The following is a 22,184-nucleotide window of genomic DNA, read 5'->3' on the forward strand; positions in this document are numbered from 1 at the left end:
GATCATCTGGATTCCACACACCCACATGATCACTGCGGTGGCCGTCTCACGTCTCAGCCTCGACCAGATCGAGATCTCGAAGTGCGGCTGGAGTACTAAGCGCAATCTTCAGTACGGCTCTCAACGATCAGGTGACCTACCTGCACCCCTGCCGAGGCGTGAAGACGCCCACCGTTCCGAGAAAGCCACGCACGATCATCACGCCGGAGCAGTTCGATGTGCTCTACCGGGCGCTTCCCGATGCCGATTCCCAGCTCCTCGTGGAGACGGCGCTCGAGACCGGTCTGAGGTGGGGAGAACTGAGCGAACTACGGGTCAAGGACTTGGCGCCGAGATCGAGGATTTTGACTGTCTCCCGGGCGGTCGTTGAGGTGAATCCCAAGTTCCACCCCGACGGTGAGCGGTTCATCGTGAAGGACTATCCGAAGGACAGGGAGTTCCGCCGTTTCAAGCTCACGGGACAGATTGCCGCCAAGGTCGAGGCGCATGTCGAGGCGCAGAAACTCGGGTCGAATGACCTGCTCTTCGTCTGGCGGCACGAGCCCAAGAACACGCCCAAGCTCCGACTCGCTCCCGATCCTCTTGAGCTGGGCCTCACCGAGCCGAACGAGAAGGAGCGGAGCTACCGGCACGGAACGCTCAGCGCCTACACCGCAGGCAAGTGCCGCTGCGAGCACTGCCGCGCCGCCTTCGCCATCTACCGCGCGGGTCGGCGGTCCTCAGGAAAGGACAGCCCTCGCGAACCGCGGCAGCGCGAGACCGACGGCCACATCCCCGCTGACTGGTTTCGGCGCCAGGTTTGGAAGCCCGCGCTGAAGGAAGCCGACCTGGGGATCAACGTGCGGATCCACGACATGCGGCACGCACACGCGTCATGGTTGCTGGCCGGCGGCGCAGACCTTCAGGTGGTCAAGGAACGGCTCGGCCACGCCTCCATCGCTACCACGGAGAAGTACCTCCACACTCTCGATGATGCCGACGAGACAGCTCTGGACGCTTTCTCGAAGATTCGCAATCGATCCGCACGATGAGCGGGGGCATCGTGGAGTGGAGCGTACGTCCACCCGCTCTCTATTCATGGCGTGGAGACCAGCATCGCCTTCTAAGAAGGATCATCCGACCCAGGGGGGGTCAGCATGGGTCCGGAAGCAGGGTTGAGAGGTATCACCAGGTCGAAGAGCGGATCGAGGTTCGGTAGTTCGGCACCCGGCGGGATCGTCCAGCCCCACTCGCGCTCGCTGGCGGTCCACACGTCCTGCAGATGTGGATATGGGTTGGTAATGGAAAGTGTGTCGGGCGGCGCGGGAAGCTTCGCTGCGAGGCGTGGCGCCCGGTTCCAGTACAGGTCGATGGTGAGCACGTTGTAGTTGCCCGGGCGTTGGATGGCGACGTATCCCTTGTTCATGACCCCCTGCCATGGGAGTCCGCGTTCCTCGATCTCGTTGGTGATCGCATCGACTAGGCGTTGGCCGACCTCGATTCGCTCGGGCGGGATGCGCAGCTCTTCGATGTATGCCTCCCAGGACCAAGCGGCGGCGCGGCTGCGGCTGGCCTGGGTGCTCTTGGTGTAATCGTTGGGCTTGACTACGACCTTGAAATTAGGGGCGGGGAAGGAGTCGCCGATGCGCAGCACCTCGACCTCCACGCCGAAGAACCCGATACCGGTGACGGTGTTGGTGTTGAGCCATTCCAGTGCGGCGGCGTGCTCTTCGGTCAGGGTTTGGGCGATCCAGATCACGACATCAGCCTGGGTGCCGGCGCAGTACGTGATCAGCTGTCCCAAGTGTCCGTGATCCGTCTGCTCAAGCTGGTTCTCGACCACAATGACGCGCCCTTGAGCGTCTTGGAGGAGGAGGTCGAGAGCATACCGGCCGACAGGATACTCCCGGTGCCGCAGTTCGAGCGCGAGCCCGACGGCCTGGCCGAGCACGTCGAGGTTGTCGGCGAGCCAGGGGGTGAAGTCCTTGGCTTCGTTGGGCCAGATCGCGCGTAGGGGTACCGATTCGAGTCTGCCGAGCTCCGCCATGCTTCTCGTCTATCACCGATGGACTCGGAGAGAGAAGACGTTGCCGGGTTGTTTCCGGTCCACGACGATTGTCCGGTAGTGGCCGTAATGAAGAAGATTGTCCATTCCAGTCAAGGCGATGGAGTTCACTTGTGGACTCTCGCTCTGGACCGTGAGACGTCCGGTCTCTCTTTGCGACATTGCTGTGACCATCGGTAGCGATCCTATCGCTGAGGCGCAGAGTGTTCCTCGGCGCATCTCAAGTCGAAAATCTGTCTCCTTGGCCTGCTATAACGTGAATCCTGGCGATGAGGGGTCACGCATAGTGATTCCATGACCTGGTCCTGTCTGGAGGGTGACGGTGGAGGTTTTCGGGCGGTTGAGCGTCGGTGATCGCGCAAGAACCATCGACATTCTCAATGAACGGCTGTCCCCGACGGACCTTCGGAACCTGGCGGACGCTCTCGACAAGCCGAAGAAGCGTGGGAAAGCGCGTAAGACGGTTGAGCAGTTGGTGCTCGAGGCAGGACGTGAGCAGGGTGTCAGGGGACGTCCGCCTACCAAGCTTCCCGTGGAGGACCTGGCCGCGTACATCGTTGACCGCCACGGCATCTCCTTGCTGGAAGAGGCGGAGGTTCGCCGCTGCCTTGTGGGCAAGGCGAGCGGCGCGCAACGAGACCTGCTGAACAGCTACGCGGGTGCTGACAAAGTAAGAGGGCGCTCAAGCGAAATCGTCAGAGGGATCGCAGCCAGGAAGTGGCATGCCGGCAAGAGTTGGGCGCGATACTTCGTGAGGATCCTGGAGCTTCCGGCGGCGCTTGCAGGCCTTCCCGGCTCTTCACAGGAACCGGCCGAACTTGAGGTTGAGCCCTTCGTGCCGCTGAACGATCTCGCTGACTTCCAGCTCGATCTGAAGGGCCAGGCGGTGGAGGTGCTCGACGCTGGTCCCGGTGAGAACCGCGCAGTCCTTACACTGCCGACAGGCGCAGGTAAGACGCGGACGGCTGTGGAAAGCCTGGTCTCGTGGCTGCTGGGGCAGTCAGGAGACCCCGTCCTGCTCTGGATCGCTCAGAGTGAAGAGCTCTGTGAGCAGGCCGTACAGGCTTTTCGTGATGTTTGGATCGATCTGGGACATCGGTTTAATGTGCGTTCTTCCTTGAAGATCGCTCGTTTCTGGGGGTCCACCGACGTTCCCGAGATGCCGGTGAATGTCGTTGTAGCAAGCATTCAGAAGGTTCATGCCGTGGTCAGGAACCTGGACTCGGAGGAACGCGCCGAGCTGGTCGAACTGGCCAGGCAGATCGGTGCGGTTGTGGTTGACGAGGCGCACCGGATCGGTGCGCCTAGCTACAAGGAGGTTCTGCGCTTCCTCAACATCGACGTTTCGAAGGACGGCCGTTCGGAGGTGCCCCTCTTGGGCCTGACAGCAACCCCGTACCGAAAGGATGACCAGGAGACGGAGGGCATGTCGAGGATGTTCCACGGACGCCTGCTCAGTGCGGCGTCCCTGGGTCAGTACCCGATCAAGGAGCTTCGGTCCCGCGGAGTGCTTTCGTCAGTTGAGCACGAGATCTTGTCGTCCGGCGAGTGGTTCGACATGGAACGTGACAAGAAGTTCCGGGAACACTACGACCAGTTCCATGACTTCCATACAGGGTTTCTTCAGGAAATCAGCGAATCTAAGGCAAGGAACAAGGAGCTCTACAACCGACTGATGGAGATTCCGGAGACATGGCCAACACTTTTCTTCGGTTGTACGGTCGAGCACGCTGAAGCGATGTCCATTCTGCTTCGAAGGGCCGGTCGCTCCGCTGAGGTGATCACCGGAGAGACTCGTGCGGCGACCCGTCGTGCCCTTATCGAGGAGTTTCGCGAAGGAAACATCTCTGTGCTATGTAACTTCGGTGTTCTGACGACGGGTTTCGATGCTCCGAAAGTTCGCGCTCTGGTTGTCGGGCGTCCTACCAGCAGTCGGGTACTGTACGCACAGATGATCGGCCGTGGAATGCGCGGAAAGGCTTTCGGCGGAACAGAATCGTGTCTTGTGGTGGATGTCCAGGACAATATTCGGTTCCAGGGCGAACTTGCCTACAACAAGTACGCCGAGTTCTACCGGTGAAGTACGTTCGAGGTGCGTACCCGATGGGCTCGTACGCCGAACGTGCAGTTTGCTCTACGGCAGGTTTGCGGCCAGGACAAGCCGGTCCAGACCGTGGTTGCGGTGCTCGCACGAAGTCTCCGAAGCGAACAGGCACGAGTAACAGGCCGCACCTTGGGCTCCCGAGTGCGGTGCTTCCTCGCACAGAGGGTCGTTGGAACAGGTGTCCACGTCCTCCAGTGCGCGACTCAGCACCCTCCTGAATCGGTTGACGAGGGAGATCAGCCCGCCCAGGGTTCCGTCTCCGCCTGGCTGGACGGTGTACAGAAGCAGCCCACTGCGAACCGACTGGCCGTCCTCCACCTGTACGTAGACACGTTCGCGGATCGCCGCGGACGAGTAGCCCGAGTCGACCGACAGAGCCCAGAGCAGCCGATGTGAGAGGCTGTGCCACCAGACATGTGATGGGTGACTCACCAGGTCTTCGGGCTCCCCGTTCTCATACCGCCGCTGCCACACTGCTGAACGAGAGCCACTGAGATCCAAGGGGTCATGGGCGAAGTCGATGAAAATCCCTTCGCCGAACAACTCGACCCCAGGAAACCAGGTGACGGCGTTTGCCTTGAATTCTGTGGAGATCAGGTGGCTGGTGCTGGGCGTAAGTCGGCGGTAGCCCGTCTGCACCATCACCATCCGGAGTCTGCTGACCGGAGTGACGCGGAAGGTCATCCGCTCGTTCGGACCTTGGACGAACCTAACGCCGTCCTTTTTGACCTCGAACAGCGGAACCTGCGCGTGATCGCCTGCCTCCGTCAGGACCGGTGCACCGTAGGTCGCCGCATCACGAAGCCGTTCAAGTTCGGCGTCACGGACACGGTCAGCGCCCACAGGATGCGCATCGAGCAACTGATCCAGTGCGGAAAGGATCTCTGACCATGCTGTCCGATTGAGGTAGTCGACCGCATCGTCCGAGAGGCCGGCGTTCTTGGCTTGCGTGAGGAGGTGTTCCTTCGTGAGAAGGTTCACACTCTGGAGGGTGCGTGCGCTACTCAGAAGGTCTCCGCCACTGAGGACATCATGGAGTCGTGCAGGGACATCGAGAATGGTCAGTGCTGTGACCAGATTGGCGATCCTGAGATTGGCCGATCCGCGTTGGACGATTTTCGCTGGTTTGCTACATGTGGAGTTTGCTGGCCGCCTACCGATCTCAGGCTGGCGTGCGCTGCATTTCCAGTTACGTCCATAGGCGGCCCCGAAGTTCTCCTCCGCCTTGCACTTGGGGCAGAAGATCCGCACGAGTCTTAGCGCCCGGCCGCCTCCGTACCAGCGGAAACTTTTTGATTTACACGGCTCGGACCTGCCATGTACCACCGCGGACCAGGGTACTTCGTCGAGATGGCCGGCTTCGCATGCGGCCACGAAGCGAATTGCTTCCTTGCCGCCCTTCTCCCGGCGCTTCCATCCGGCCATCTGTGGACATTCAGGACAGCCGTCGCCGATCGCGTACAGAACCTGATACTTATTGTGGTGGGCGCAGAGTCCCCAGAACGGAAGTGGCTCGGTCGGGTAGATGGAATAGGCGTCCCCCATTCCTATTTCCGCGTTGGTCGGAATCCGGGATATTTTTGCGCCGTCGAGTACGCCTTTGGACAATCTCTCGTCAATGATCTCAAATTCGTTGGGCCTTCTCTTGATCTCATCGAAGAGTGTCGCCATGGATTTGAATACCACGGGCCCAGACGGAGTCTCCACAATACTTCCGGGGCCGAAAGTGGTAATGAACTGCGAGGGGCGAATTGCCTGATAGGACTTGGACATCGGTAGCTACCTTCCACGGACCGTGGTGGTGGGCTCCACTTCCCGCAGTGAGGTTGGAGCGTTCTCGTAGGCTTGGCCGGTCCTCGCAACCTTGTGCGCCAGGTCGCCAAGGACAACGGGTGAGGTCGCGGGCTTCGTGAGCGTGCCCTCGTGGAAGAGGAGGGCGTTGCCGTACTGCTGGGCAACGTTCTCCCAGCTGTCCAGCCGATTCTGGGTGTGCTCGAAGACCTCAAAGGAGGTGGGGCGTCGCTGCTCGGGCTGCTGGGAGGCCCGCTTCTCAAAGAGGTGAGGCAGGGCCGACACGTCCGGGGCAGTGCGCTGGTCTGCCATCTCACTGGCCTGAGAGTGCTGGCCGCCGTTCAGATACTGCTGAATGCGCCAGTGCTGCCCCACCGGAATGCTGTCAGGCAGCAGCCGTGCCTGTCTGAGAACACTGACCGCGACCGGTCCGAGGGCCCGGTCGCGCGCTCGGGGAGCGAACGGGTTCACGGTGACCGGCTCCACGTGTCGGTAGAGCGATGTGTGGTAGCCCGCGAAGTACTCGTAGTGGCTCAGATCCCGTGGCCGGGTTGCCCGGAAGAAGGTGACCACGAGGCCGCCTCGGGATCGGCCGACGCGGCCAGTCGCCTGAATGTAGGACGAGGTCGTCTTGGGCTGACCGTTCACGAACATCAGGCCCAACCGGTCGACGTCCACACCAGTTCCGAACATGGACGTGGCAACCACCACGTTCACCGGTTCCCGGGGGCTGCCGAGGGTTGCGGTGAGTTCCTCCAGCATGGTGGGCAGGTTCAGAGAGTCCGCTCGACTGGACAGCTCCATCGGATCGGTGTCCATGATCTCTCGCATGACGGGCGCAATGCTGCTCAAACGCTGAATGATGTCCTGACGGACCAGAGCGACCGCTCCCGCAAGCTCACGGATGGCGTTGAAGTATCCCACGAGGGTCCAGAAGGGATCTATGTTTGCTGGCTCACCGCCTGTAGCAAGCATCTCGTGAGGCGTTTGGAGCAGGCGCGACCAGGAACGCACCAGTGGAGTCTGGGCCCCTCGTCCAGGCGCGATGAGTCCGACGTAGAGGCGGCCCGACTGGTCCGAGTCCAAAGGGTGGCTCGGCCGGGTCAGGGAGAAGAACGAGTCGTCCGCGCGTAGCCCGGGGGGCGGGAACACCTCCAGGTCCCGTGAGAAGAGCGACCGGACCTGATCCGCTGCCTGTTTGACGGTGGCGGTGGACGCTACGTACTTCGGTCTCACCGACCCGCCACCGTTGTAGTCCGTCGCAAGGAGGTCGATCCCCGTTTCGTAGAGGCCGACCATGCTCCCGAGAGGTCCTTCGATCAGGTGCAACTCGTCCTGCAGGATCAGCGCCGGCGGCCGGAACCCGGCAACCACGAAGTTACGACCGGAAGTCGGCACTTCCAGCAGCTTCGCGGGTATTGAGCTGGTTGGTGGGCTGGGCGGAGACCATGATCGGAAGTAGCCCAGATGTTCGTTGAACCGGTCGACGTTTCCGAAGATGGCACCTGCCCGAGGTTCGTACGCGAGACGGGCGAACTTGTCCACGGTGGCTACGACCATGGACGGACATCTGCCGTACACCTGCTCGTCCACAGTCAGGGCGGGGATCGGACAGCGGGCGGACCTGTTCTGACCGTTGCGGAAGGCATCCTGGACGGGCCAGTCGCCGGCTGGCGTGGATTCGCTCCAGGCGATGTCGTTGTTCAGGACGCAGGTGGGGTTCGGGCAGTAGATCTCGAAATCGACCGGCAGACGTCTGCTGCGTCGGGTTCCCCAGGAGGCGCTTCGGACGAAATAGCCAGGCCTGGTCGCACGGGCGGAAACCAGTTCGGCGCTCTCACCGAACTTCCTGAGCACATGGTCACTGAACCAGGAGTCGATTTTCCCGGATTTGATGTCCTGCTCGGCAGTCAGAGTGATCGAGACCGTCGAGAATTCCGGATCATGATGAGGGCTGACCAACACTGACGTGACTGTGATGTCCTCGTGTGAAAGCTCCTCCGCATGGACAGCCTGACCCGCGTTATTGATATCCGAGACGACGAAGTGCAAGGTCGTGCTCTCACCACTCCGAACGCCGTCGGCGGGGATGGCGAGCACCGCCCTGCACGCCGGGCAGTTCAGGACCTGGGCGGGATCTCCCTCCCCGTCCTCGCCTTCGAGAATAGAGATTGCGCCGTGACGGGTCACCAGACGTCCGTCGAGATCTTTGTAGGTGAAGTCCTGCAGGTTGTTGGGAGTCACGCCGCCGCCGACCCACAATCCGATCGAGAATCTTTGGGCACCCCAGGGAAGGTCTCCAAGGTCACTACGGCTTCGAGGGCGCCAGCCGCGGGATTCTTCCGTTGCCTCGGTCCGCAAATGCTCGCACGCTGTGATCAGGGCTAGCGCGCGTCGGTACTGTTGGATGGTGAGCAGCCTAAGAGTGTAACGAGACAGGACGGTGACCCCTGCTCCACCGTCCTGGCTTACTCCGCGACGTGTTAGCAGACGCCGGTGTGCCAGGGTGAATGCCGCAAGTCCCAGGTAGGCCTCGGTCTTACCTCCACCCGTGGGAAACCAGAGAAGATCACAAATGCCACGGTCGGGGTGGGCCTCATCGACCATCGCGCGCAGGTTGAGAAGAATGAAAGCCAGCTGGAAAGGACGCCACGCATTTACGCGTCCTTTGCTCCACTCCGACTGGAGGGCAATGGCGCGGTTGGCGAAGCAGAATGCCAGCCGGGCGTCCTCGTCCTCGCGTAGAAGCTCGATACCGTCCAGGATTCGGGTGAGTGCTCGCCGGCATCCTGTGAGGTGGCTTTCGGCGATGCTGCCAGGCGCAGGTTGCGCGGTGGTCCCCAAATCGTTTATCCAGCGTTCGTACCCGAGAGCGAGAGGCGTAAGTGCCCGGGCAAGGTCGTCCCCGTCGGTCAGTTCGCTCAGCCTCATGGGATCGCGCTCAGGTGAAGGCCCTACGCTTTCGCGCCATTCGGCGCTCGGCGCGTTCACGGGAACGACAGGAACGAACTCCGAGCGGATGTCCGCAGGCGAGAACTCCTCGATGATCCCAGTGTCGAAGAGGTGCAGACCGTCTATCCAGACGAAGGGGGCGGCCGTACCTTTGAGGCCACCTGAGTGGGGTCTTTCGGGATCGATCGTGCGCCAGACCGCGGAGCAGAGGTGACCGCGGGCGAGCGTCGGCATGTCCTGGTAGAGGAGCGCCAGGCTCTCCTCCTCGGGATCATGAGAAGGCTTCTGGCGCTCGACCGGGACGATCTTCCCCCGCCTGCAGAGGACCCGGAGCTGCGGTTGGTAGACGTGCTCCTCGGGCTTGGGCCTGTCGGTGTCGGACTGGGTGTCGTTCACCAGAAACAACGACACCTGCCACGTGCCGCTTCTGTCCTGTCGACTCCGGATCCGGAGCGAAACCTCCGGATCTCCGTCGAAAGTCAGCGTGGTGCCTTCTGGCGAGCAGGTATGGCCACGCCAGACATGGCCATGGAGCCTACGCAGCCATCTACCGTCCCTGTCCTTCTCGTAGCGCGCCCAGGTTCCGCAGACGTCGATGACAGGTACGTTCTCTGCCTCGATGGACATGGAGATTCCCATCGAGGCAGGCCGGGACATGGGGTCCAGGTTCAGGGAGGGGAGTGATCCGACAACAGCGCTCACACCAGGATCAAAGGCTTCGTCGTCGTCTGCCCCAAGCTCACCTTCGGATAAGAGTTCCTCGTCCGCATCGACCTCCTGGGTGTGCGACGTGGCGGGAGCAAGAACACCGACTATGTATTCGTCGAGAGGGTCCTCGTCAGCCGACATCACCTCGGCGACTCCGAGTCGGGGGCCCAGTACCTCAGCTACGAGTGCCTCGACAAGGCTGTCACGTTCACTCACCAGGGACACCCTCCGTCCAGCCGGTCCTCGTCCGCGACGTCGGCCACATCAGTTGGCACACGCCTGTTGGGCGGATCATACGGCCCGATCCACAGTATCTGCAGGCGTCCGTCTCGTAGGGCCATAATGTCACTGATGCTCTTGGGGCAAGAATGTGTGCCACCCGGTGGAGATGGTGGTACCGCGAACGTGGGGGCGGGTCCTCGTGGTCGGTGACCGATCGTGGGAGGCGACGGAGAAGGGAGCTCATCTCCGTGGGAGGCGGACCCAGAACACACGCCCGGAAATCGAGCTGCGCCGTGCAGTCCACGCGTTGGGCCTCAGATTCCGTCTACACCGACGGCTTGTGCCTCGGTGCACCCCTGACTTCGTACTCCCGCGGTGGAAGCTCGCAGTCTTCGTTGACGGATGCTTCTGGCATGGATGCCCTGACCACTCACCTGCCCAGTTCAGGGGACCTAATGCGGAGAGGTGGCGCCTGAAGATCGACACGAACCGGGAGAGGGACAACCGGAACAACGCTCTACTGGCTGAGGCCGGCTGGCGGGTGCTCCGAATTTGGGAGTGCGAGATCAAACGCGACCTTCGACTCGCAGCACGCAGGGTGGAACAGGAGGCAAGAAGAGCTGAGCCTCCCATTCAGTAAAGTGTTGATGTGCCGGGCCGACCTCCTTGCGCAAACTTGCACCAGTCGATCAGCGGACACCCGACACAGTACGGTTCCGCAGGCTGGCAGGTGGTTGTACCCAGAAGACGCAGTGCTGCCATACGGAGCGGTGCGTCACGGCCACCTCCTACCAGACGAGCGAGAGCCACGCGCCCATCGGTGAGTCGGTTGGTCCTGTCTGATTCGCTTCCTGTGACCCTGGCAGCAACGCGTAGGGACACCTGCGAGGTCAGCATGAGGTCATGATTGTTCAGCAGGCTGAAGAGCGCCTCCTCAGCTGGGAGCAGCCCGAGCTCGTCAGCCAGGTCCGCAGCGTTCTCCCATACGTTTTGCTTCCGCGTGAGTTCGGCAAGCGGCGCGAGACGATGTTGGGCCCTGCGGCCCTTGAGAGCCTCGACGAGTGCGAGATACTCCTTGCGTGTCAGCTTGGTCCGTCCCTTGAGCGGTGCCAGTGCCTGCGCCATGTCCCGGGGGTCCAGCCTGCCACCGACACTGAGCATGGCCACGATGGCAGCAACGGCTGGGGTCATGGCTGATCCTGGGAAGTTGAACCAGTGCTCCCCCTGCCGCTGTCTATTGGCCCAGTCGGTCAGGTGCTGCTGGAAGAGAACCCACCGGTTTGTCGAGGGGAAAAGCCCTTCCTGACGCCCCTCGTCCGGGGCTACTGCCTGAGCGGCTGCCCGTCCCAGTTCTGGAGGCACGGCGTTGCCGATCTGCCGAAAGGCATCACTCCGCGTGCCTGCAAAGCGGAAGTGGTCGGGGAAGGTCTGGATTCGTGCAGCCTCCCGAACGGTGATCGTCCTGTGCTCCTCGGGATGGATGTACCAGTAGCCGTCCTTCGCGATGTGCGCGGTAATGGACCGGCTGAGGTCGTTCCAGTCGAGCCGCTTGTACTTGTCGTCGAAGTTCTCCGCGTCGTAGCGGCGTAGCTCTGCTGGGATGGCGGAGTACAGGGTCTTGTGGTCCATCAGCTTGAAGATCTCGCGATCGTCATCTCGGACCGGCCGGGTCATGTGGTCCCAGATGTTCCCGGTGTGCTCATCTGCGCGCATCCGCTGGGCGAATTCGGAGGGCTTGGCGTCCTGGGGGTAGGTGATGCGCCTGTCGCCGACAGGGTAGTCCTCCGGCAGGGAAGGTAGATCACCGATCGCATCCCGGACGGTGACGATCTTTTCTTGCGGTGACGGCCAGAAAAACTCTTCGTGGTCGTTCCGCGCGAGCACGATGAGGCGCTTCCGGTGCTGTGGGACGCCGTACCTCCAGGCGTCGACTAGGCGGACGTCCGTGTGATAGCCCTCGTCCTCCAGTCGCTTGACGATTGTGCGAACCACCTGGAAGTCGTCTCCAAGGGCCATGTCGGGGACGTTCTCCATGAGAACGGACCGGGGCCTGACCTCCAGAACGACCTCCAGGAAAGCCTGCCACAGCTCCTTGCGCGCGTCGTGGGGGTCACGGCCGGCCCGTTCGACCAGGCTGCGGATCTTGCTACGGCCGGCCCGGCTGAAGGGCTGGCATGGAGGGCCGCCCGCAACGAGGTCGATGGTCGTCTGCTTGAGCAGCGCTATGAGGTTGGCACGTTCGTCGATGTTAGAAAGGTCTGTGTTCAGGGCGAGACCAGGAAAGTTGGCTCGGTGCGTCTCGAGGGCGCGCCTGTCGTGGTCGACTGCAGCGACAACGGTCCATCCTGCCTGCTCCAAGCCGAGACTCAGTCCTCCGGCTCCGGAAAAGAGATCAACCGCGAGGCGCTCCTTGGCGGCAAGTCTCTTGCCGCACCACTCAGCAAAAATCTCCTCGGTGCAGGCATCCTGGGACTCAGGGAGGCGGAGGATATCACTGCGGTGCAGCTTCACCCCGTAGAACGACACGCAGCCTCCTCCTAGCCGTGTTCCCCGATCACCTCCAGGAGACCACGGACGACCTGGTCAGGACAAGCATTTTGCCGTAACAGCTGATGCTTTCACCTCCGGAACAACACCAACACCAAAAGCTACCGGGGGTACCGAGAGGCTTCAAACCGGCCTCCGGGTCCGGGACCGAGACAGTGGCAGTGCCGGATGACGTGGGCATCCGGATCTTGACCATCGAGCGGGCATCTGCCGCGCTGGTACACACCTGGCCCTGGACAGCATGCCAATTGCGCCCCGTCGTGCCGTGTCCGTGCTACAGGGGGAACCTCACTTGGTGCCTCGACAGTCCCTAGTGCTCAGAACGTTAGGCGCCGGCCCAGAGGATGTCCTGGACCCGTTTCCAGCACTCCTCCTTCTTGCACCATTCCGTTACGTTGCCGGAGCCCGGAGGGCTGAGAAGCACGCCACGGACCAACTCGCTGAGAGCTGCCGTCGCGCGTACCATCTCGGGAGCCAGTCGTTGGTTCCGCCAGATCGATCTGAGCGTCCCCTCCACATCGATTTCCTGCGTCAGGCGCGCGATCGTGTATGCCGTCACGTTGGCGAGATAGCCTGCCCCAGGGTTGAGACGCTGGATCTCTTTTCGAGCCTGGTTGTAGAAGATGGCCTTTGCCACCAGGTCTCGGAAGTACTGCTCGTCAGGTGCTGGGGCGGCGCGTTCGGCGATGATGTCGAGGGTCCAACGCTGGAAGCACTTCTGGGCACCCAGGCTCACGATGTGCGGAGCCTGCTCGAAGGTCATCTCGAACTTGGCGGCGTCGGTCTTGGTGAACTTCTGGGCACGCGGGTTGTCCCTGTCGAAGGCCTTCTGCTGTGCTTTCGACCGCCGCGCCCTGTCGACCTGATACTGACCGCGGACCCGCTCGTAGTACCAGTGGCTGTCATGTTGCGCGCCGTCCGTTGCCGGCGCACGCAGTCTGCGTGAGAGACGCTCCAGCTCGACATGGAAAGGGCTGTTGGACTGGAAGTCCGCTTCGTTGATCGGGTTCTGGGAGTTGGCGTACAGCGAGATCTTGGGGACCAGCTCGTCGAGCAGCTCCGGCTTCACAACTGTGATCTTTGCGGGCACCTGGATATGGGTGAGGTCGGCACGGTCCCTTTTGGCGGCATGGTGCAACGAGGCGGTGGTCTGCCCGCCGTTGACGATCTGGACGTCCTCCAGGCGGAGGAGAGCAGTACCGTCCCTGTCGTCCAGAGAGACTCCTGTGGCCGTAATGGAGATGCCGTTGTTGTACGCGAGGAACCGTTCAGGGCGCACGCGAATAGTTTCGTTGAGGCCCTTGTTGACCTTCCCCCTTGCCTGGAGGAATGCGCGGACGTTCCTCTGGAGGAGCTTCGCTCCGTACTGGTCGTACATGTCGGCAAGGAACTGTCCGGGAATGACTGTCAGGAAGCACCTGTGTTCCTGACCGGTGGCGGGAGCGGCGAGACAAGAGAGCGGGCCGCCCAGACGCCCAAAATCGATGTTGATCGGTTCCTCGCGGCGTCCCGAAAGGTCAAGCTTGTGAAGCCGGGTGATGTCCCAGACATGCTGGGCGACAGGGAGTTCGCCGACGATCTGTTCGGATAGATCGACCACGGTGGTACGGGCATCCGTCAGAAAGAAGATCCTGACCTTACTGAACTCGGACCATTGGGCATAAATGGTCTGTACCATGTCGAACTCGGGGCTGGACTCCTCCATCTGCAGGTGGTAGCCGTCGTGACAGGCAGTGGCGAAGTTGGCTGCCCAACGCAGACGCTTCAGCACTTGGTCCCTGGGCAAGGTCTGGCCGGAATGACCGTACTCGGCAACGGCAAGGTCCAGGACCAGACCGTCGTCGCTGATGTAATATCCGGCGACCTCCATCCGGCTCTTGCCGAACGGCGCCGTATGGTAGCAGGGGAGCAGGTCCTCCAGGGTTCCATCCTCGATGAGGTAGTCGGCCACCACCTGTACGAAGGCGTCACGCTTGAGCCAACCGGAGTGCTGTCCGAGACGGTCCTCCACGACCTGCTCTAGCGTGATCGCGAACTCCTCGGTGGTCTCCCCTTCCACAGTTACTCCTTCGTGGTACCGCCGGCCCCTGTTACCGCTTCCCTTATCTTTCGTTCGCCCACCTTATGTGAGCTGCAGGAAGACAGATCGATAAAATATGAAACTCCGGACACTCCTGCTGGGAGTTCGGACGGTGTTACCCGTGGAAATCGTGCATCTACGGTGAAATTCTGCCGCCGGGTAAGGAAGTACCGGTCACTGGCGTATTGGTCTCGGTGGGCGTCCAGCCAGCCAGCCTCCAACAGGCAGTTCTCGAACAGAGAGAGCTCTGCCTGAACCGGCGGCTGGTCGCGGATCTCGTCGACGAGTTCGCTCAGTGAGGTGCCATCGGGAGACACGCCGACCGCTTGGTGGACCAGGAACAGGTTCGAGACGTCCGAGGTGTCCAGCTGCCTCTCATTGCTGATCCGGCAGCGATTGGGATCATGCCGGGAAACGGTCTTCACCTCCACCGCTGTGGAGAGATGTCGGAAATCCTGCGGTGCCCCGTCGGGACCGACCCAGGACCGGACCGCGTCCTGACCGATGGCGGGCAGCATCATCTCGCGGAGCACCAGCAACTCGCCGTACAGGCCGAGCCGTGCCTCGGGGGAGAGCCCGGTGAGAAGGCCGCGACCCAGCATCCTGCGCCAAGCGTTGAGCCTTCGTACCAGTGCCGCGGTTGGCCTGCTGGCCGGCAGGCGAAGTTGGTTGACGAGATCGGCGAGGAGTGTACAGAACAGGAACCGGTCGGTGTCCGGGCTGGCCACCACCTCCACGGAGCCGTTCCTGGTACGGCAGACCAGCCCCGTAGCGAGAACCAGGTCTCGGTCCTCAAGGGACTCGTCGCTCTGGACTAGGAGGGCCCACTCCCTGCTGGGGAGCCGAACTTCGGTGAACACATCCAGCCCTGTGTCCGGGAGAAGCCGTCGGCGGAAGGCGCCGTGGCCGGGTGCGCCTCCGTTCTCTGCTGTGCGGAAGGACCGCTCGAGTTCCTCGGGGGTGCTGAGGGTCACGTCAGGACTCCTCCTCTTCCTCGACATCTTCCATGGCCTTCTGCAGCCCTTCCAGGAAGACCTGGTTGACGCGGTACTCAACCTTCTCGGCCCTGTCGGAGTGCGGGAACACCACTGCATAACCAAGGATTGGCACGTCGGAGCCGGACACTCCGGCCACAGCCGGATCGATTGGATAAAGCAGCAGGAGTCCCTCGCCCGGGTCACGCATCCGACGAAGAGACTCTCCGCTTGCCCGGGCTGGCTCTCTTCCCTTACCGCTTATGCGGAACTCTTCGGCCGTACGGTCGAACGCACGACGTACCCTCCCCTTTGGAAGCCCGAGCTCCTCGTGGGCCGGGCTGACCAGTACGCCAATCTCGAACTCGTTGTCCCCCGAACGGGGAAGCACGATTGGCTTGCGTCGGACCAGCGGGATGTCGAGGCCCTGCGTGGAGAACCGGGCGGACGAACTGCCTCCGGTCACTCCTACTGTCCACCGGACCAGTTCACCCTTGGTGGTCTGCAACCTGATGTATCTGACAAGGTTTTCGGGATTCGCGGTCAGGACTCGGGGCGACACATCGAATCCTTCGAGGAAGTTCAGCACCACGTCCGCAGGGACATTGTGTCGAAACAATCCCTGGCCCACGCCATTCAGCTGGTCCTTTGGTATCTCCGGGCAGGGACGGATCTCCTCTATGAGCTTTTCGAGTCGCATGTGGTTCTGCTTCAGAGCCCGCGGGTCCGTGCGCATGACGAGAGTCTCTGCTCGTGTACCGGAGAAACTGACCGACATCACGGCCGAGGAACGCATCTTCGCAGCGGCTGTGACCTGCAGGTTGCCCACGCCGTTCAGCACCCGCATACCCACGTGTTCGGGGGTCTGCCCAGCTTTGGCCACAGCGCTCGTCAGTTCCATCAGTTCACGGTTCGCTCTCGTGATGTGGACGTAGTGGCTGACCAGTTCCGGAGTGGTGTAGAGGCGTGTGGTGTCCAGGTATCCCGGACGGTAGCCGAACCACCTTCCCATCTGGAGCAGGGTGTCGTAGGTCCTGGACGCGCGCAGGTAGTAGGAGACGGTGAGCCCTTCGAGGGTGAGACCCCTTGAGAGCTTGTCGCCCCCCACTGCAACAACGGTGACCGGCGTGCTGGACTGGTAGTCCAATACGTCGGCAGCGCTTCCGTTGATCTGCTTGACGCCTCGAGCGGTTTCCTCGAGCACCCGGGGGATCACTGCCTCGACTTCCTCCCAGGAAACGGGCGGCCCTACTGACATGCCGACGTCGTCACGGTTGGCGAGCGTCCTGTACGTCTTTGTGAAGTCCGTCGTCCACAGGGCCTCCAAGCGCTCTCGCAGCCTTTGGCCCGACTGCCCGTAGTCACTCCAGGAACTGGTCATGTCCTGCAGGTGCGTTTCGATCTGTCGGGCGACCTCACGCTGAACGTCTGTGAACCGGGTGACATGGACCAGCATGGTGCAGTGCCCGCCGGCCACATCGTACTTACGCTCACGAATCTTCCGGATCGCTGTGGACAGCACGAAGGCATCCAGAGCCTGTACCAGGGATTCGGGCAGAGGGCTGTGGGGGCGGTCCCCTTTGCGGTGCGTGTCCGGCAGCCACTGCTCGTGGTCGTTGACCTCGTGGATGATGGGGAGAGGCTCACGGATCTCCGCAGCCGAAGGATCCTCCAAACCGAACACCACCTCCGGGCCACAGTAGTTCGAGGGAGGTTCCAGAGCCACCATGAAGCTTCGTGGGAACAGGTCGGCTCCGTGCTCGGGATGATCGGTCGAGTTCGGGATGAAGATGTTGGCGAACGGAGTGGCCGTGTAGGCCAGGTAAACGCGCTTCTCGAACAGCTCCAGGAGCCCTCGAATCGCCTTGTTGATCGCGGTCGGGTCATGGTCGGGGTCGCTGTGGGTTCTGCCCCTGCCCGCTCGTTTGGTATCGACGGAACCGTAGTCGGCCTCGTCGTCAATGAGCAGGAGCGGAGCATTGCGGATCATCCGGGAACCGTCCGGACGCTGGACCGCGAAATTGCTCAACCAGTCCTTCAGGTTGTCCAGGATTCGCTTGTTCTTCTTCGCCACCACGAGGATCCGGACCTCGTGGATATTGACCGGTGTGCCCTGGAACTGGGCGCTGGTGAAGTCGCTGTCACGGGTGGTCACAGGCATACATGGGATATCTGGCGCCCGAAGTCCGAGAGCACCCACTCCAATGATCACGGAGGAGTCTGCGGATGGGTTCCGGCTGAACTTGCTGTTGAACCCCAGGAACTCCTTGTCCAGTCTGGCCTGTGTCTGGTGCCGGAGGCTCTCGTGCTGGCTGGTGAGGACGATGACAACCTGGTAACCCGCGTCCACTGCCTTACCGATGACGCCGGTGTAGCTGGCGGTCTTGCCGGACTGGACCTGACCGTAGACCAGTCCGTAGGTCTTCCACTCGCCCACCCGCTGCGGGTCCTCCATCAGCCCGAGGATCTGGTCGGTTGACTGGTCCAGAGCCTCGATGGCACCGGGCTTCCAGGTTTTACTCAGCAGCGTGCTGTACCGTTTCCAGTACGCGAACTCGATGTCTCCGCGCCGGGCATCCAGCCACGGCTCGTGATCGCCAGGATCGCTGACCACGATTGCCTGGGGAACCCAGACTTCGAACTCGGTCTCAAGATGACGGGCAATCTCCTCAGCGGAGGCATGGCCGACGGAGGCGTTCAGCATCTGCGTCGCCTGCTTGGCCGCCTCCCGGAGACGTTCGGGAGTACGCTCGTGTCTCTCCAAACCCAGCACCAGTTGCTTGGCGATGTTCAAAGCTATGCTCGTCGGATCGATCACGATCAGATCTCCTCGGACTCGATGACCTCTTGGACGAGGCCCGGGTACTTGCTGAAGGGCTCGGCTCGTGTCAGAGCCTCCATCAGGACGGATCTCGTCTCCGGGTTCCGCGGCAGTCCTGCCAGCATCGATCGGAATGTTGCAAGGACTTCTTCGACGTCCGGATCGTTCTTCACCGCGGGGTTACCCAACTTTGTCGAGGACACGAGCTCCTGAGAGATCGCGTCCACCGGGAGCGTGCTCTCGATCATGTGGAGGACGCCCTCGAACGCCTTTCCCTCTGGGCCGGACAGGGCGGCGGCCACGAGAGGATGATCGCGGTTCACGACGTACTCGGACACACCCAGTCTCCGTACCTGTTGCCAGACGGTGTGCAGTTCGCGCTCGGTGCGGGACCGTGATGTGGGAGCACCACGGTAGGCGAAGACCCTCTCGGACCGGGCCCGTAGGTCCCTGGCGATCTCGGCGATGCGTTCTTCCAGAGCCGACGGAGGTCGGACGGTGGACTTTCTGACATCCACTTCCCATGCAAGGTCCGCGCCAGGCGGGACGTCCACCGCCAGCCTGGCCAGTCTCGTGGTCTGGGACTTATGCATGCCCGGAAGTCCGAGCCAACCGCCTGCCACGACGAGACGGTCTCCGCGGTACACGTAGAACCCCTGCCGGTCCTGCATCCCACCCGGACCCGTTGTCAGGGTCATCTCGCTCCTGCTCAGACGGGAAGGATGCGGAAGAACGATGGGGTTCAACCGGATGCGGTGACCATCGTGTTCGAGATCCTCGAAGCCACGGTCCTGCGTGGCCGGATGCCGCCGAAGGTAGGGGTCCATCGGGCTCAGCTGACGTCCCCCGACATACAGGTTCAGCTTGCCCCGCTCAATGAAGCGGTGAAACAGGAGAGAGAGCTCCCTGCCCGCTTCGTTGATGCGCCGGGAGAGTCCCTGGCCGTGACCGAGCCGGTCGGTTTTGCGCCACAGAACCAGGGTCCCCTGGCGGGTGAACCCCAGTTCCTCGGCGATGGTCGCAGCATGCTCGTCCAGCTCGGTGATAACCCTCCACCGACGCTGCTCTGCGACATGATCGATGTCCCACGTACGGACCGAAAGGGTGCCGCTCTGGTCTCTGGTGAGGACCGTGAGTCTTCTGACCTGGGACAGGGAGGCCGTCTTCAATCCGAGGCCGAACCGCCCCAGATCCTCGGTCGTACGTTCACTGCCAGGGTTCCGGGCGAAACGCATGGCATCCCGGAGCTCGTTCTCACTCATTCCTCGGCCGTCGTCCAGGATACCGACCCAGGTGTTTCCACGATCCGAGCAGTGCAGGATGCGCACGGTCCGGGCACCCGCGGTGATGCTGTTGTCGATGAGATCGGCAAGGGCAGTCGGCAGGTCGTATCCGAACGCGCGCAGCGACTGGATGAGATCTTCGGCACACGGGTCAAGAAGTTCACCCGCTGGCTCAACAATCGTCATCTCCCGCTCTTGCCTCCTCTGATTCTGCTGCTGAGGCAGAGGGTATGAGAGGGGGCCGACAAAATCCCGCGCAGCAACCAGAGATTCCGGTTTCGACGGCTTTCTGTCGTGTCTGTCGTATTCGAAGCTGTCGACTGCCGGCTAACTTTGGTGACGGAACAACGATCGGAGGGGAACGGATGCCTGATCAGCCAGACTCGGCGCCGACTCGCGAACTACGGGTCCCGGAACTGGTCTGGGAGGCTGCGCGGGTGCAGGCCGACCGTGAGGGTGTCCCGTTCGACCAGGCACTTCAGGCGCTCGTGCGCGCATACGCGTACGGGCGGCTGTCCGTCGTGACGAGTGATGACGGGCACCTGAACATCATGGTTCCCGTCGTAGTGCCATAGACCTGTTCTCTTCCAGGTGCCAGCCCTACGGGGTAGGGCTGGCACCTGGCGATCGCTTCCACTCACTGTCGGTCCTGAAAGTGGGCAACTTCGAGATTCGGTAGTCGAACCGGGTGGGCCGGAGGTCCTCGTCCGCAGGCTGCCACCTCTCCCAGATGCGGACTCGCCCCCCTTCCAGATCGGGCACTTCACCGCCGTTGTCGATGAGGTTGATCTGGTCCACTACGACCAGGTCGGTCAGGTGCTCACGTGCGTTGTCGACTTCGTTGGTGGTCAGCTCCACGGAGTTGACGGCAATCGCTGACCCCTTGACCTCGATATGGAGCACCGTGGTGCCCATGACGGCATGGAGATCATAGGACCTGCGCGTCCCCACGTCCTCGACGTGGTATCCCAGGTCCTCGTAGTGCTTGATGGCCCGGTTCACGGCGTGTTTCTCGATTGCCTGGCGAAGCCGGGCGTCTTGGACATACCGAAGGTGGCGGGGAGAGTCCGAGGCGGCTTCGTCCGGACCCTCCTCCCGATTGTGCAGAGTTTCCGACGGACGGGGAGCCGGATGGGAGTGTGACCCGGTCGCTGGTTCTTCGGCGGCGACGTGTCCGGCAAGTTCGGAGGCAAGTCGATTGGCGTCGCTAGGGGCGAAGCCGGGGACTTCGAGTCGGAGCCGCATGCGCTTGCGGTTGTTGCCGTCCCTCGTCGCGCTGGGAGCTTGCCCAACCCTTCCCTGCCGACGGGTGAGTTCCAGCCGGAGGAAGTCCATGTCCGGCCAGTCCTTGAGACGCATCGGCCCGTCCGAGAGCCTCCGGTCCTCTTCCGGTAAATGCTGGGTACGGCGCGAATCCAACAGCGCCTCGTGCACAGTGGCGTCCCGGTCTCGGAGACGGGTCAGGAGCAACGTGAGGACAGTCGGGTAGTCAAGGTTCCGGGAGGAACCGCTGGAGGATCTGCCACCGGCGCTGTCGAGGATCAGCGCGAGGTAAGGGCCGTCGATCTCGACGGAGAACTTCCCGTTCAGGACGCGCCCGGCGTCGTCAATCGGCATCACGGAACACACTTTTGCAGATGGAGGCGACAAAATCTCTTGGGTGATCTGCCGTAAGAGGGGCGCTGGTAGCCGTGGTGGCAAGTTCTCACATACGGCTCAGATGGTTGCCCTGTTCGCCGAGAAGGACCGTGAATAGGCACTTGCCCAGCTCAAGATTTGGAAAGCGGTGCGTTATCTATCGCTGAAACGTAGGCGATCACGCCCTATGACCCAGCTAGCCTGACGACCTTGCGTAGCTGATTACTGCCGCTTAGTAAAGGTCGCTGGCCAGTGAGGGTTCTGCCGTGCCCGGGATGGGCGACTCGTATAGGGGTGGCTGTCGCTGTAGCCACAGCCATCAGCGCCTGCCAGGCGGGCGACCACCGCACGCAGGATCGCAATGCGGCGATGCCAACCGCCACGCCAGCACAGAATTTGACAACCGGGACAGCTGAAGAAGCGGTCGTTGCCGTGTACCGGAATCTCTACTCGGTCGGTCAGCGCGCCGAAGAGGCCCAGCCCCAGGAGCGCAAGGCGATCCTGGAGGATGTCGCCACCCAGCCGCTGCTAGACCGGATGCTCCGTGGAATTGCCGCCCTGCGCACGACAGGCCGCGTCACCTGGGGCAGTCCCGTCGTCCATACCTTCGACATAGAGATCAAGGGCGACCGGGCCACCCTCCACGACTGCCAGGACGGCAGCCACTCGGGCCAGGCCGACGACAAGACGGGCAAGCGCCTCACCCACGGCAAGAGCAGCACCCACCTGGTGGCGACCCTCTACAAGGGCGATGACGGAGCCTGGCGGGTCTCGAAGGTGGAACAGGTGGAAGAGCCATGCTCACCCACGCCCTGATCACCGTGCTCACGGTCGCGCTGACCACAGCCCCGCTCGGAGACGAAGACGGCATCGAGGTATCAGCCCAAACCTCGGGCTACATCATCTCGGGAGAGCAGGCACCTCGTGTCGACGACGCGTGAATACTGACCCCCAGGCGACGGCCGAAATCTGACCCCCCTTGCAGTTCACTCTGGAGGGTGATCAAGGTGGAGGACTGGG

14 protein-coding genes and 1 pseudogene are annotated in these 22,184 nt (G+C 62.2%); 5 read left to right on the top strand and 10 right to left on the bottom strand.

Annotation, left to right across the window (positions count from 1 at the left end; all coding sequences use genetic code 11):
• Positions 1 to 50 precede the first annotated feature (50 nt).
• Positions 51 to 1,031 (top strand): annotated as a pseudogene (locus tag AB0J42_RS36095) (site-specific integrase); the annotation flags it as partial.
• A gap of 71 nt (positions 1,032 to 1,102) precedes the next feature.
• Here the strand turns inward: AB0J42_RS36095 and AB0J42_RS36100 are convergent.
• Positions 1,103 to 2,026 carry a hypothetical protein gene (locus AB0J42_RS36100; protein WP_364302735.1) on the bottom strand — a complete coding sequence of 308 codons (924 nt, stop codon included), beginning with the start codon at positions 2,024 to 2,026 and terminating at the stop codon, positions 1,103 to 1,105.
• 334 nt (positions 2,027 to 2,360) lie between these two features.
• On the opposite strand from AB0J42_RS36100, the gene AB0J42_RS36105 reads away from it, so the two are divergent.
• Positions 2,361 to 4,124, top strand: coding sequence for a DEAD/DEAH box helicase (locus AB0J42_RS36105; protein ID WP_364302737.1), 1,764 nt, complete (start codon positions 2,361 to 2,363; stop codon positions 4,122 to 4,124).
• 54 nt (positions 4,125 to 4,178) lie between these two features.
• Here the strand turns inward: AB0J42_RS36105 and AB0J42_RS36110 are convergent, their stop codons facing one another.
• Together AB0J42_RS36110 and drmA are read right to left on the bottom strand one after the other, a co-directional pair.
• A complete protein-coding gene (locus AB0J42_RS36110) occupies positions 4,179 to 5,921 on the bottom strand; it encodes a DUF1998 domain-containing protein (RefSeq protein ID WP_364302739.1) in 1,743 nt (580 codons plus the stop codon).
• Between the two features lie 6 nt (positions 5,922 to 5,927).
• Positions 5,928 to 9,815 carry a DISARM system helicase DrmA gene (gene drmA, locus AB0J42_RS36115; protein ID WP_364302741.1) on the bottom strand — a complete coding sequence of 1,296 codons (3,888 nt, stop codon included), beginning with the start codon at positions 9,813 to 9,815 and terminating at the stop codon, positions 5,928 to 5,930.
• A 172-nt stretch (positions 9,816 to 9,987) separates the two neighbouring features.
• Between drmA and AB0J42_RS36120 the strand changes: the two genes are divergently transcribed.
• A complete protein-coding gene (locus tag AB0J42_RS36120) occupies positions 9,988 to 10,461 on the top strand; it encodes a very short patch repair endonuclease (protein WP_364302764.1) in 474 nt (157 codons plus the stop codon).
• Here the strand turns inward: AB0J42_RS36120 and AB0J42_RS36125 are convergent.
• The 7 genes from AB0J42_RS36125 to AB0J42_RS36155 form a co-directional block, all read right to left on the bottom strand.
• Positions 10,455 to 12,347, bottom strand: a complete 1,893-nt coding sequence (locus AB0J42_RS36125) for a DNA cytosine methyltransferase (RefSeq protein WP_364302744.1) — start codon at positions 12,345 to 12,347, stop codon at positions 10,455 to 10,457. The genes AB0J42_RS36120 and AB0J42_RS36125 overlap by 7 nt on opposite strands.
• Before the next feature lie 346 nt (positions 12,348 to 12,693).
• Positions 12,694 to 14,427 carry an AIPR family protein gene (locus AB0J42_RS36130; RefSeq protein WP_364302746.1) on the bottom strand — a complete coding sequence of 578 codons (1,734 nt, stop codon included), beginning with the start codon at positions 14,425 to 14,427 and terminating at the stop codon, positions 12,694 to 12,696.
• Positions 14,428 to 14,429: 2 nt separating this feature from the next.
• Positions 14,430 to 15,422 carry a PD-(D/E)XK motif protein gene (locus AB0J42_RS36135; RefSeq protein WP_364302748.1) on the bottom strand — a complete coding sequence of 331 codons (993 nt, stop codon included), beginning with the start codon at positions 15,420 to 15,422 and terminating at the stop codon, positions 14,430 to 14,432.
• A 1-nt stretch (position 15,423) separates the two neighbouring features.
• Positions 15,424 to 18,240 carry a Z1 domain-containing protein gene (locus AB0J42_RS36140; protein WP_364302750.1) on the bottom strand — a complete coding sequence of 939 codons (2,817 nt, stop codon included), beginning with the start codon at positions 18,238 to 18,240 and terminating at the stop codon, positions 15,424 to 15,426.
• A 2-nt stretch (positions 18,241 to 18,242) separates the two neighbouring features.
• Positions 18,243 to 19,712, bottom strand: a complete 1,470-nt coding sequence (locus tag AB0J42_RS36145; RefSeq protein ID WP_364302752.1) for an ATP-binding protein — start codon at positions 19,710 to 19,712, stop codon at positions 18,243 to 18,245.
• A gap of 215 nt (positions 19,713 to 19,927) precedes the next feature.
• The gene (locus AB0J42_RS36150; RefSeq protein WP_364302754.1) at positions 19,928 to 20,068 is read right to left on the bottom strand and encodes a hypothetical protein; all 141 of its coding nucleotides are present in this window, start codon (positions 20,066 to 20,068) and stop codon (positions 19,928 to 19,930) included.
• Positions 20,069 to 20,126: 58 nt separating this feature from the next.
• Positions 20,127 to 21,143 (bottom strand): DUF3883 domain-containing protein, encoded by a 1,017-nt coding sequence (locus AB0J42_RS36155; protein WP_364302756.1) that lies wholly within the window; start codon positions 21,141 to 21,143, stop codon positions 20,127 to 20,129.
• A 453-nt stretch (positions 21,144 to 21,596) separates the two neighbouring features.
• On the opposite strand from AB0J42_RS36155, the gene AB0J42_RS36160 reads away from it, so the two are divergent.
• Positions 21,597 to 21,980 carry a hypothetical protein gene (locus AB0J42_RS36160; RefSeq protein ID WP_364302759.1) on the top strand — a complete coding sequence of 128 codons (384 nt, stop codon included), beginning with the start codon at positions 21,597 to 21,599 and terminating at the stop codon, positions 21,978 to 21,980.
• Positions 21,962 to 22,105: a hypothetical protein gene (locus AB0J42_RS36165; RefSeq protein WP_364302762.1), complete on the top strand. Its 144-nt coding sequence runs from the start codon at positions 21,962 to 21,964 to the stop codon at positions 22,103 to 22,105. The genes AB0J42_RS36160 and AB0J42_RS36165 overlap by 19 nt, the downstream gene beginning before the upstream one ends.
• The last annotated feature ends 79 nt before the right edge of the window (positions 22,106 to 22,184 follow it).

Origin of the sequence: Nonomuraea sp. NPDC049649 (assembly GCF_040675175.1) — a bacterium.
Classification (GTDB): domain Bacteria; phylum Actinomycetota; class Actinomycetes; order Streptosporangiales; family Streptosporangiaceae; genus Nonomuraea.